At 72.0% G+C, this 11,875-nt stretch carries 8 protein-coding genes and 1 pseudogene; 4 read left to right on the forward strand and 5 right to left on the reverse strand.

Going from position 1 to position 11,875, the window contains the following annotated elements; genetic code table 11:
- Positions 1-553: 553 nt before the first annotated feature.
- From ACA089_RS14235 to ACA089_RS14250, 4 genes are all read left to right on the forward strand, one after another.
- A complete protein-coding gene (locus tag ACA089_RS14235) occupies positions 554-853 on the forward strand; it encodes a DUF3144 domain-containing protein (protein ID WP_372018043.1) in 300 nt (99 codons plus the stop codon).
- A gap of 135 nt (positions 854-988) precedes the next feature.
- Entirely contained in the window at positions 989-1,495 is a 507-nt protein-coding gene (locus tag ACA089_RS14240; protein WP_372018045.1) for a metal-dependent hydrolase, read from the forward strand.
- Positions 1,496-1,592: 97 nt separating this feature from the next.
- Positions 1,593-1,958, forward strand: coding sequence for a hypothetical protein (locus tag ACA089_RS14245; RefSeq protein ID WP_372018047.1), 366 nt, complete (start codon positions 1,593-1,595; stop codon positions 1,956-1,958).
- A 30-nt stretch (positions 1,959-1,988) separates the two neighbouring features.
- Positions 1,989-2,501: a hypothetical protein gene (locus ACA089_RS14250; protein ID WP_372018049.1), complete on the forward strand. Its 513-nt coding sequence runs from the start codon at positions 1,989-1,991 to the stop codon at positions 2,499-2,501.
- 42 nt (positions 2,502-2,543) lie between these two features.
- Here ACA089_RS14250 and ACA089_RS14255 read toward each other — a convergent pair whose 3' ends face one another.
- From ACA089_RS14255 to ACA089_RS14275, 5 genes and pseudogenes are all read right to left on the reverse strand, one after another.
- Positions 2,544-3,686, reverse strand: coding sequence for an endo-1,4-beta-xylanase (locus ACA089_RS14255; protein WP_372018950.1), 1,143 nt, complete (start codon positions 3,684-3,686; stop codon positions 2,544-2,546).
- Between the two features lie 89 nt (positions 3,687-3,775).
- Positions 3,776-4,513 carry a ThuA domain-containing protein gene (locus tag ACA089_RS14260; RefSeq protein WP_372018953.1) on the reverse strand — a complete coding sequence of 246 codons (738 nt, stop codon included), beginning with the start codon at positions 4,511-4,513 and terminating at the stop codon, positions 3,776-3,778.
- A gap of 48 nt (positions 4,514-4,561) precedes the next feature.
- A pseudogene (galB, locus tag ACA089_RS14265) lies at positions 4,562-7,321 on the reverse strand (beta-galactosidase GalB); the annotation flags it as partial.
- Positions 7,322-7,339: 18 nt separating this feature from the next.
- On the reverse strand, positions 7,340-8,764 hold the full coding sequence (gene uxaC / locus ACA089_RS14270; RefSeq protein ID WP_372018051.1) for a glucuronate isomerase: 1,425 nt from the start codon (positions 8,762-8,764) through the stop codon (positions 7,340-7,342).
- A 195-nt stretch (positions 8,765-8,959) separates the two neighbouring features.
- Positions 8,960-11,830: a glycosyl hydrolase 115 family protein gene (locus ACA089_RS14275; RefSeq protein ID WP_372018053.1), complete on the reverse strand. Its 2,871-nt coding sequence runs from the start codon at positions 11,828-11,830 to the stop codon at positions 8,960-8,962.
- Between the last annotated feature and the right edge of the window lie 45 nt (positions 11,831-11,875).

Below are 11,875 nucleotides of genomic sequence, written 5' to 3' on the forward strand. Positions count from 1 at the left end.
GGCGTTAGGCCTGATGAGGATCCCTTGATGACACATGAGAGTGAAGTAGTAGATTCGCGAATCATGCTTCGGGTTATCAGTGGCGCATTGGCCGCTGTGGGCCTTCTGTCCGTAGCGTTCGCTGCACTTGAACTCTTCGCTGCTGGCTCAATTGACGGGTGGTCGGGATTGCTTGCGGTTTCCGCTTGCTACGGAATCTACCTGTTCGGCTGCTACGCAATCACTGGTCGCCTGCCGCTGGGAAGCAGGTTTGGCAAGAAGGGCTGACAACTCATTCAAGCCGAACCGGCTTCGCCAGTCGGCTCAGTTCCGGCGTCAGGCGGGTAGTGGCGCTCGTATCGGTGGGGCACCGGTCTGGCTGTCCAGACAGGGGCGCCGGTCTGCCAGCGAGCGGTTCCAGTGCGGGGCGGCAGGATGGCTTGGCTGTTCGTGCGGGCCGCTGCGCAGCCCTGCGAGCTGCACTTGGCACTCCCCGCTGCAGTGCCGTGACCCGTCATTGCAGGCACTATGCCGGGCGGCGGACCCGACCGCGCCCCCACCTCGACGACGACCCATGCCCACTGCCCCCGACGACCATTTCTACGACCGCGCCGACGCCCACATCCACCTGGCGAACGGACAGCTCAAGGACGCCGACCGCGGACGGGTCAGTGCGTCGTTCCTGTACGGCGCATCCCGCTTCAACGTGCATGTCGCCGCATGCAACAGCGGGTCGCGCGACGCGCTGGTCGACGGGCGTGCCGGCATCCGCGACTATTACGTGGCCGAGTACGCCAAGATGCTGGAAGCGCACCTGGACGACTACATCGCCCATTACCACCGGTACATGTCCAGCGACGACCGGCAGGCCTGAGCGGTCATCCGTACGCCGTCGCCCGCCGCGCGTGCCGTCCCATGCGTGCCGCGCACGCGGGAGTCCTGCGCGGGCTGCACCCATGCCGCGCCGGGGCGGGCCGATTGACCCACGTACGAAAGGAGCCTGCGGTCGATGCCCTTCACCCCCCTGCATCTCGGCGCCGGCGCGGTGTTCAAGGCGGTCGCCGGCCGCCGGATGAGCTTCCTGGTCTTCGCCGGCACCCAGGTGCTGATGGACTTGGAGCCCCTGGTCGGCATCCTCCGCGGCAGTGCGGTCCTGCATGGCCCGACGCACACGCTGGCCGGGGCCGTGCTCATCGGCGGCGTGGGCGCCGTCACCGGCAAGCCGGTGACCAATGCGGTGCTGCGGCGGGTGTCGCCGGCGAGCGTGCCGGTCGGCTGGCCGGCGGCGTTCGCCGGCGCCTGGGCCGGCAGCCTGTCGCACATCGTGCTCGATGCGTTCATGCATGCCGACATGCGGCCGTTCTGGCCGCTCACGTCCGCCAATCCGCTGCTGTACCGGATCGACGTGGACCACCTGGGGCTGCTCTGCCTGCTCGGCGCCACGGCCGGTGGCGCGGCGGTCCTGTTGCGGCGAACATGGCGGCGCAGGGGCGCGGCGCGCGCGACGGGTGATTGAGGGGCCCGGGAGTAAAGCGGGGGCAGGGCCGGGCGAATGCCCGGCCGGGCGGGGGCGATGACGGAAACAGGGGGACGCCATGCGATGGCGCATCGGGATGTCGTTGATCGTGCTGCTGGCACTGGCCGGCGGCGCGCTGGTGTTCTTCCGCGGGACGCCGCTGGCGCTGTCCGGCGTGGAGGTGGCCAGCGATGTGTGCGATGCATCGCTGGCGACCGGCACCACGGTACGCAGCCGCTGGTCCGGCGACGCCCTGCACCTGGCGATCGCGCAGGTGGAGAACTGCGGCCTGGGCCTGGAGTCGGTCGCGGTGCAGCGGGTGGGCGGGCATCTGTTCGTCCGCACCGGCTACCGCGCGCCGGAAGGCCCGCAGCCGGCCTGCTACTGCACCCATCGCACCACCCTGCAGGTCCGCGGCGTGCCGGTGCGCGACTACCGCGTGCATGCGTACGCATGGCCGTGACCCGGACGGCGCCCTGCGCCGGGAGCGCTGATGGCCATCCGTGACCGGCTCGATGCGCGCTGCCCGCGCTGCGGCGGACGCGCGCTGTTCGTGGAGCCTTACGTCTTCAGCGCGAAGCCGGTGGCCGAGGCGGGCATCCGTCGCTGGGGCGGCTGGCACATCCGCGAGCGTTATCCGGCGCTGCTGCCCTGGCAGGCGCCGAAGGGCAGCACGCACACCTTCCTCACGGACGGGCCTTCGGATGGCCAGGGCTACCGGCTGCTGCATCGCGGGGTGGTCGAGTGCGCACGGTGTGGTCCGCCATTCGTGCACACGCTGGCGTGGCCCGACGATGCCTGGTGGCAGTGGTCGATCCGCGGCAGGCTGCTCTGGGCCTGGGATCGCGAACACGCGCTGCAGATCCTGGCCTACGTCCGCGCCAGCGACCGCCCGCCGCGGTCGACCTCCGGCCCGCTCGGCAGCATCCCCAGCGATTTCCTGACCGCGAAGGCGCGGCCGGCGGTGGTCAAGGCGATCGAGCGTTCGCTCGGCGCGGCGGGCTGACCGGCGGCGTGCCGCGCGCGTCCGAGGATGCGGGCGCGGCGCTCAGGGGCCGGCCGCGGCCGGTGGGCGCCGCGGCACCGCCAGGACCGCGTCCAGCGCCGGCTTGGGCCGGTACTGGCGGTCGAACAGCAGCGGATAGTTGGTGCGGTCGGGGATGGGATAGCCGTTCTTCCACGACATCGGATCGTGCACGCCCCACACGCTGACCCGGTCGATCACCTCGCGCCTGCGGTGGAAGATGCCGAACAGCTCGGCGTAGCGCGCGGCCAGCCGCTGCTGCACCTCCGCCGGCAGGCCGGCCTGGTAGGGATCGAGGTAGCGCTTGAACTCGGGCAGCTGGAACTGCGGGTGCTCCATCACCGTGCCGATGACCTGGCCCTCGCGGGTCAGCGGCAGCACGTCCACGTCCAGCTCGGTGATCATCACCTTGACCCCGAGCGCGGCGTAGGCGTCGATCGCCGCCTCGATGTCGGCGGTGGACGGGTAGTTCAGGCCCCAGTGGCCCTGGATGCCGATGCCGTCGATGCGGATGCCGGCGGCCTGCAGCATCTTCACCATGCGCACGATGCCGTCGCGCTTCTCCGGCCGCCAGGCGTTGAAGTCGTTGTAGTACAGCTCCGCATCGGGCGCGTACCGGTGGGCGAAGGTGAACGCCAGGCGGACCAGCTCGTCGCCGTCGCCGATGCCTTCGACCCACCTGGTGGGACGGTAGCGGCCGTCCTCGCCCATGACTTCGTTGACCACGTCCCAGGCATCCACGCGCCCGCGGTAGCGTCCGGCAACCTGTTCGATGTACTGGCGCATGCGCTCGACCAGCGCCTCGCGGCCGACCGGCGTGCCGTCGGGCCTGCGGAAGAACCAGTCCGGCGTCTGGTTGTGCCAGACCAGGGTGTGGCCGACGATGAACATGCCGTGCTTCTCGCCGAAGTCCACGAACGCGTCGGCCGCGGCGAAATCCCAGGTGCCCGGCTGCGGGTTGACCACCTCGGCCTTCATCGCGTTCTCCAGGGTGATCGCGTTGAAGTGCAGCGGCACCAGCGCCTGCGCGCGCGCGTCGCGGCCGGAGACGATGTCGTCGTTGACCGCGGTGCCGAGCAGGAAGTCGCCGGCGAAGGCCTGCTTCAAGGTCTGCGCCGCGGGCCGGGCCTGCGATTCGCCGCGGCCGGCGGGAATGACGCCGGCCATCAGCGCCAGCAGTGCGAAGGTCATGGAGTAGGGCCTGCTCATCGCATTCCTCGTCGGTGGTGCGTCGGCATCGCCGCGCGATCGCGGGCTCAGTCGCAGCCGCGCGTGCGGGCCTGCGCCGCCCAGCCCAGCGCGCCGTCGATCATCGCCAGGTGCAGCGGCTCGGCATAGGTCGCGGCCTGGTGGCCGAGCGCGGAATAGAACACCCGGCCCGTGCCGATGCAGCGGGTCCACACGACCGGGTGGTCGCCCATGCGCTGCTTCGGGTCGGGTTCGTAGGTGGTTTCGTCCAGGCGCGCCAGGATCCGGGTGCCGTGGCCGCTGGGCACGCGGTCGAAGGCGTACCACTCTTCCTCGCGCTGCCAGCGCGCCGGCAGCGGGCGCATCGCCGGGTGGCCAGGCTCGGCCACCGCGACGACACCCTGCTGGAACTGCGGCGCATAGGTATGGCCGATGAACCGCGCGCCCAGCACGGTGTCGGCGTACCAGCGCCAGTCGTAGTGGGGGTCGCCGCCGGCGCCGTGCAGGGCGACCAGGCCGCCGCCCTGCTCGAGCCAGTGGCGGAAGGCATCGCGCTGGGTGGGCAGGAACGTGTCGCCGCTGGTGCTGTTGAGCACGACCACGTCGAACTTCGCCAGCGCCTCCGGATTGAACAGCGCGGCGTTCTCGCTCACGTACACGTCCCAGCCGCGGGCCTCGCCCAGCCGGCGCAGGGCCTGGTTGGCGGCCTGGATCTGCGCGTCGTCGCGGAAGCCGTTGGTCTTGGAGAACACCAGCACCGCGCGATCGCGCACGAACGCGGGCAGCGGCGGTGGCACCGTGTCCATCACCGGCGTCGGCCAGTGGGGTGGGGTCTTGACGAAGGGCTGGCCGCCGACCTGGAGCGTGGCGCTGTCGCCACGCAGGTCGCCCGACTCGGCGTGCACCGTCACCATGCCCTGCTGCCCGGGCTGGCCGGCGATGATCGCCAGCACCTGGCCGCTGAACGCATCGCGCGCGGGCGAGGGGAACGGGGTCATGTCGGTGGGATCGCCGTTGTCGGTGGCCACGATCCGCGCCGGACCGTCGAGGCGGAAGCGCACGTGGTCGCTGGCGGTGGGCACCGGGTTGCCTTCGGCGTCGACGAAGCCGACCGTGGCGAAGGCCAGGTCGCGGCCGTCGCCGGCGATGTGGCCGCGGTCCAGCGACAGCTCCAGCCTCGCCGGCGCGCCGGCGGTGCGCACCGTCTCGCTGGCCCACGGCTTGCCGTCGCGGTACGCCTGCACCCGCACCTCGCCGGGCTGGTAGACGACCTCGTCCCAGCGCAGGCGGTACTCGTACGGACCCTTCTTCTTCCGGCCTTGCGAAACGCCGTTGACGAACAGCTCGGCCTCGTCGCCGGAGGTGAACACATGCACCGGCGTGACCTGGCCTTCGCGGCCGGGCCAGGTCCAGTGCGGCAGCAGGTGCGCCATCGGCAGGTCCGGGCGCCAGCGCGACTGGTACAGCCAGTAGCGGTCCTTGGGGAAGCCGGCCAGGTCGACGATGCCGGTATACGAGCTGCGCGCGTCGTAGTAGGGCGTCGGCTCGCCGAGGTAGTCGAAGCCGTTCCAGACGAACTCGCCGGCCACGTACGGATGGCGGTCCAGTGCGGCGAACACCTTGTCGGCGGAGGAGCCGAAATCGACCGCATGCAGTTCGTAGGCGCTGACCTGGCTGATGGAGGAATCGCCGCCGCTGCCGTCGCGGATCGGCGCGCTGGTTTTCGGCGTGACCGGGAACAGGTAGACGCCGCGGCTGCTGGCGGCCGAGGCGGTCTCGCTGCCCATGATCAGCTTGCCGGGGAACGCGGCGCGGAACGCCGGGTACTGTGGCGGCGTGCGGATGCGGTCGGTGCCGTCGAACTCCGGCTCCTGGCGGATGCCCTCGCCCTGGTAGTTCAGGCTGATGGTGTCGAACGCGGTGGCGAACGGCATGTCCGGCTTGGCCCAGTTCATCGAGGCGGCCGTGGGCCGGGTCGGATCCTCCTCGTGGGCGATCGCGGTGAGCCGGCGGCCGATCGCCGCGCCTTCCTCGCCGGTGTACTGCTCGCCGACCTCGTTGCCCACGCTCCAGGCGATGACCGAGGGATGGTTGCGGTCGCGGCGGACCATCGCGCGCAGGTCGGCCTCGTGCCAGTCGGGGAAGACCAGGTGGAAATCCAGCGGCGTCTTCTTCCGTTCCCAGGAGTCGAACACCTCGTCGATCACCAGCAGGCCCATCCGGTCGGTCAGCTCGAGCAGCTGCGGATCGGGCGGGTTGTGCGCCAGGCGGATCGCGTTGACGCCCATGCCGCGCAGGATCTCCAGCTGGCGCTCGGCCGCGCGCAGGTTGAACGCGGCGCCGAGCGCGCCGAGGTCGTGGTGCTGGTTGACGCCCTGCAGGCGGACCGGTTCGCCGTTGACGACCACGCCGCGGTCCGGATCGAAGCGGACGTCGCGGATGCCGAAGCGGGTTTCGTAGCGGTCCACGACCCTGCCGTCGCGGGTGACGGTGGTGATGGCGACGTGGCGGTGGGGCTGCTGGGACGGCGGCGGGCCCCACAGGCGCGGGCGGGCGATGCGTGCCGAGGCCTGCGCGCGCGCGCTTGCGCCGGCACCGAGGTCGAGGGCCTGCGGCGCGATGCGTGCGACGGGCGGGCCGTCGGGGCGGCCCGCTTCGTCCAGGGCGAAGATCTCGCTGGCGACCAGCACGCGCGCGGCGCGTGGCCCGGCGTTGTCGACATCCACGCGCAGGTCCACCGTCGCCGCGTCCGCCGACACGTCGTGGGTGGTGACGTGTGTGCCCCACTGCGCCACGTGCACCGGGTCGGCGATGGTCAGCCACACGTCGCGGTACAGGCCGCCGCCCGGGTACCAGCGCGCCGATTCGGGCGGATTGTCCAGGCGGATGACGAGCTGGTTGTCGCCGCCGAACTCGATGTACGGGGTGAGGTCGACGCGCCAGGAGTTGTAGCCGTAGGGCCAGCCGCCGACCAGCCGGCCGTTGAGCCAGACCGTGGCATAGGACATCGCGCCGCCCACATCGAGGAACACGCGCCGGCCCGCGGCGCTGGCGGGAAGGTCGAGCGCACGCCGGTACCAGCCCACGCCCCAGCTCGGCAGGCGGCCCATGCCGCCGTACGGGCCTTCGACCAGGAACGGGCCGGCGATCGCCCAGTCGTGCGGGAGGGTCACCGTCTGCCACGCGCGGTCGTCGAAGTCGCGCTGCAGGAAGGCGACGTCGCCGCCGGGCGGCGGGCCGTCGGGGCGCGCATGCCGGCGCGCCGGATCGGCGATGAAGGGATTGGCGGTCGGCAGGATCCACGGCTTGAGCACGGGGCGCGTGCGCTCGACCTTTTCGGCCGCGTCGGGTCGCGCATCGGCGACCTTGCCGTCGGCGCTCTGCACGACCTCGGGGCGCACGTCGTAGTCCAGGCGGCCGTCCACGCCCGGCGGATCGCCGCGGTGGAAGCGCCAGCCGTCGTCGAGGCGGATGCGTTCGCGCGGGCCGTCGGCGGACGCCGCACGCGCAGGAAGCACGACGGCCGCGGCGAGCGCGAACAGCAGCAGGAGGGCGGCGGCGCCGGTGCCTGCGGGGCGGGGAATCGCGGGCGCTGCCGCCGGGGTCTTCTGCATCGTGCCGTCGCCTCCGTATCAGAGCCGGTAGGCGCGCTTGGGCAGGTGGTAGGCCAGGTCGATGGCCACGTCGGCGGCCTCGTCCTCGTCGATGCGGTGCTCGGCCACCAGCTTCGCCAGCACTGCGCAGTCGATGCGGCGGGCGACGTCGTGGCGCGCCGGGATCGACAGGAACGCGCGGGTGTCGTCGTTGAAGCCGACCGTGTTGTAGAAACCCGCGGTGGCCAGCGTCTGCTCGCGGAAGCGCCACATGCCTTCGGGCGCATCGTGGAACCACCAGGCCGGGCCCAGGAACAGGCTCGGATAGTGGCCGGCCATCGGCCCCAGTTCGCGCGAGTAGGTGCTCTCGTCGAGGGTGAACAGGATCAGGGTGAAGCCGGGCTCGTTGCCGAAGCGGTCCAGCAGCGGCTTGAGCGCGTGCACGTACTCGGTCGCCACCGGCAGGTCGGCGCCCATGTTGCGGCCGTGGCGCTGGAACAGCCGCGGGTTGTGGTTGCGGAAGCAGCCCGGGTGGATCTGCATCACCAGGCCGTCGTCCAGGCTCATCGCGGCCATCTCGGTCAGCACCTGGGCGCGGAACAGCTCGGCCTCGGCCGGGGTGAAGCGGCCGGAGACGACCTTGGCGAACAGCAGCCGCGCCTCGTCCGGCGACAGGTCGGCGGTGGCGCAGGTGGGGTGGCCGTGGTCGGTCGACGTGGCGCCCATCGCGGCGAAGAACGCGCGGCGCTGGCGGTGCGCGCGCAGGTAGCCCTGCCAGCTGTGCACGTCCTCGCCGGTCAGCTCGCCGAAGCGGCGCAGCGCCTCGGGGAACTGCTCGTGCTCGGGATCGACCACGTCGTCGGGCCGGTAGGCGGTGACCACCCGGCCCTGCCAGCCGCTGGCGCGGATCGCGGCGTGGTGCTCGAGTGGGTCCAGCGGAGACTCGGTGGTGGCGATGACCTCGATGCCGAAGCGCTCGAACAGGGCGCGCGGGCGGAAGGCGTCGGTCTGCAGCGCGGCGGTGATGGTGTCGTAGTAGTCGTCGGCGGTCCCCGCATCCAGCCGCGTGCGCAGGCCGAACACGTCGTGGAAGACATGGTTGAGCCACATCGAGGAGGGCGTGCCGCGGAACAGGTGGAAGTTCCCGGCGAACACCCGCCAGGCCGCGCGCGGGTCGACCTCGGCGCGCGACCCGTCCGCGCGCGGGATGCCCAGCGCATCGAGCGGGATCCCCTGGCTGTAGAGCATGCGGAAGACGTAGTGGTCGGGTACCAGCAGCAGTTCGGTGGCGTTGGCGAAGGCGGCGTTGCCGGCGAACCAGGCCGGGTCGGTGTGCCCGTGCGGGCTGACGATCGGCAGCCCGGCCACCTGCGCGTACAGGCGGCGCGCGATCGCGCGCGGGGTCGGGTCGGCCGCGAACCGGCGGGGTTCGTGGAGGTGCAGCGGCTGGCCGGGGGTGGTCATGGCGTCGGTATCGGCGGGGGGGGCGGGGGGGGGCGGCCGCCCGCCCGCCCGGCCACCTGCGCGTACAGGCGGCGCGCGATCGCGCGCTGGGTCGGGTCGGACGCGAACAGGCGGTCTTCGTGGAGGTGCAGCGGCTGGCCGGGGGTGGTCATGGCGTCGGTATCGGCTGGGGGTGCGGGGAGGGCCTGCGGGCGGTCAGCGGCGCGCGCTTTCGACCGGGCCGAGGGTGGTGGGCGGCCGCGGCCGGCGCACGACCTCGATGCGCTGGAACACCAGGCCCGGGTCGACCAGCCACAGCTTGAGCGTATTGGCGCCGGCACGCACGCGGTGGCGCGACACCGAGGCATGCGAGTTGTCGATCACCGCCGCCTCCCAGGCGCGGAAGTCGCGGTCGCCGGGGGTGGGATCCAGGCGCATGTTCACCACCTGCGGGGCTTGGTCGCCGATGGAGGCGGCGTAGCGCAGGCCGCCGCGGTGGCGGATGTCCAGGGTCGGCGCGGTCACCACCCGCACCTCGACTTCGCCGTCGTGGTCCATCACCAGCGGATACTCCAGGCGTGCGCCGTCGCCGCCGGGCGTGGCCGCCGCGCCCGTGGCCGGCCACGCGATGACGCCGGACAGGGTGCGGCCGAGGTTGGGCACCACCTGCCACTGGCCGCCGGCCGGGGCCACGGCGCGGCCGTAGTGCTGCGCCTCGACGGCGACTCCGCCGTTGCCCTCGACGAAGCCGCGCGCGCCGCGGTGCGCCGGCGGCTTGTGCACCGGCACGGCCACCGTGACCTCGGTCCAGTCCTTGCCGCGCACGTACACCTGGCCCACGTGTTCGCCCTCGGGCAACGCGTTCCAGTCGACCTCGATCGAGAGCGGCTGCGCGTCGGCGATCTCGCCGGACGCGGGCGAGACCTTCAACCACGGCGTTTTCGAGCTGGCGGTGAAACCGATCTTCTGCCGGCCGCCGTTGAACAGGGTGACGGCGCGGGTCGGCGCGGCGACCGGATCGAGCACCGGCAGGGTGGCGCTCTGCAGCGGCGTGGGCCAGCGCCGCGCGTCGCCCTCCACCGCCACGCCGAGCACGCCCCGGTCGGGCACGTCGACCGTGGCCAGGTAGGGCAGGACGTTGCGCTCCGGCGACTGCCAATGGGTATAGCCGATGCGCGGCTGCGCCATCATGCTGGTCCACTTGCCGCCGGCGATGTCCTGCTCGTAGACGCGCTGCAGTTCGGCGTCGCGCGCGAACAGGGCCCTGGCCTTGTCCGCCCAGGCGTTGGCCGAGGCCCGCCCCTGCGCCGCGTACAGGCGGTTGCGGCCCACGGCCACGTGCAGGTGGTTGAGGTTGGCGCTGGCCAGGACCGGGTACTCGACCAGCTGGTACCAGGCGTCGCGGTGGCTGGCGGGAACCTGCTTAGCCAGCCGCAGCGTGCGCTCGACCAGCGCGTCCCATTCGCCCAGCACGCGGTCGGCCTCGCCGTCGTGGACCAGGCTCCAGGTGTCGGGCGTGATCAGTTCCGGCTTGCGGCGCGCGTTGTACTGCGTGTAAAGGCTCAGGATCGTGCCGATCTCCTGCGCGTGTTCCGGCCCGAACTGTTCGGTGGCCCAGGCGGCCGGGTAGCGGCTGATCCACGCCAGGTCGGCGGCGTCCGGATCCCAGGCCTGGTCGAGGAACGCGCTGATCGGCAGTTCCATCGGCTTGATGTCGCCGACGTTGACGATCCACAGACGCTCCACGCCGTGCGCCCACGCCAGCCGCATCTGTTCCCACGCGCGTTCGACCTGGGTGGAATTGACCCACTTGTAGTTGCGCGGGCCGCCGACGTAGTCGAAGTGGTAGTAGACGCCGTAACCCCCCGGGCGCGTGCTGGCCGGGTCGGGCAGGCGCCTGATGTTGCCCCAGTTGTCGTCGGCGAACAGCAGGGTGACGTCGTCGGGCACCTTCATCCCGGCGTCGTAGTAGTCCTGCACTTCCTTGTACAGCGCCCACACCTGCGGGGTCTGTTCGGCCGGCTTGCCGGTCACCTCGGTGATGATCCTGCGCTGGTCGGCGACGATCCGCTCCAGCAGCGCGGTCGCGGTGCCCTCGGTCATCGCCTCGTCGCCGTCGCCGCGCATGCCCAGGGTGACCACCGCCTCGCGGCCCTGCAGCCGCTCCATGCCGCCGCGCCAGAACTGCTGCAGGGTCGCGGCGTTCTTCGTGTAGTCCCACGGGCCCTTGCCGTAGCGGCTCCACTCGTCGTGGGCGCGCATCATCGGCTCGTGGTGGGTGGTGGCGATGACGATGCCGTACTCGTCGGCCATTTCCGCGTTGCGCGCGTCGTCGTCGTAGAACGCGCGCGGGATCCACATCGCCGGCCACAGGTAGTTGGCCTTGTGCCGCAGCAGCAGCTGGAACACGCGCTCGTAGAAGCGGTGGTCGGCGACGCCGCCGTAGTGCGCCTTGAGCCAGCCGCCCAGGGCCGGGTCTTCGTCGTTGATGAAGATGCCGCGGTACTTCACCTTCGGCGCGTCGACGAAGCGGCCGGGCGCCACGTACAGGTCCGTGCGCGTGGGCGGCGGCACGTCCGCCCACCAGGTCCATGGCGAGACGCCGATCCGGCGCGACAGCTCGTAGAGGCCGAAGGCGGTGCCGCGGCGGTCCGCGCCGACCACCAGCAGGGCGCGGTCGATGCCGGGTTCGGGCCTGTCGACCACCTGCAGCAGGTAGGCCTCCCAGGTACCGGCCACGCCGGTGGTGTCGATCGCCTTGTCGCGCACGATGCGGTCGATGCGCGCGCTGTGGCCGAGGGTGCCGGCGATGATCGCCAGGCGGGGCGCGGGAGCGATCGCGGCCGCCTTGCCGGCGACGGCGGCCAGGTCGCCGCGCACGGCCTCGGCGGCGCGCTGCACGGCGGCGTGGTCGCCTTCGTCCACCAGGATCGGCAGCGGCGTGCCGCGTTCGATCACGGCCAGGCTGCCCGCGCCGCGCGCTTCGCACACGGCCGCCGGGGCGCCGCAGCCGGCGCGCGCGCCGGCATACGCCAGGCCCGGCAGGGCGAAGGCGACGAGCAGGAGGGCAAGGACGGATCGGGTCATCGTGTGCTTCCTCGGCATTTCATGGCCACGGCGCCACGCGGCGCC

The organism is Pseudoxanthomonas fibrivorans (assembly GCF_041464125.1).
GTDB lineage: Bacteria > Pseudomonadota > Gammaproteobacteria > Xanthomonadales > Xanthomonadaceae > Pseudoxanthomonas.